This window comes from Bowmanella dokdonensis (assembly GCF_017254865.1).
Classification (GTDB): domain Bacteria; phylum Pseudomonadota; class Gammaproteobacteria; order Enterobacterales; family Alteromonadaceae; genus Bowmanella; species Bowmanella dokdonensis.
On the sequence record NZ_JAFKCV010000240.1, the window covers coordinates 1 to 327 of the forward strand.

General features: G+C 54.7%; 1 protein-coding gene. It reads left to right on the top strand.

All coding sequences use genetic code 11. The annotated features are described in order from the left end of the window. A partial coding sequence (locus J0A66_RS22395; RefSeq protein ID WP_277603622.1) for a uroporphyrinogen decarboxylase family protein occupies positions 1-327 on the top strand: 327 nt, incomplete at both ends.

The following is a 327-nucleotide window of genomic DNA, read 5'->3' on the forward strand; positions in this document are numbered from 1 at the left end:
ATCCCGGACCCCGAGCTTGAACTGGGCTATGTGATGGATGCGGTGCGTACCATACGCAAAGGCCTGAATGGTCAGGTGCCACTGATTGGATTCTCCGGCAGCCCCTGGACCCTGGCCACCTACATGGTCGAAGGCGGCTCTACAAAGAGTTTCAACATCATCAAGAAGATGGCCTTTGCTGAACCTGCCGCGCTGCATCTGCTTTTAGATAAGCTGGCCGACTCGGTGATTTTGTATCTGAATGCACAAATCGCTGCCGGCGCGCAGTCAGTGATGATTTTCGATACCTGGGGCGGCGTGCTGTCACCGCGGGATTATGAAGAGTTT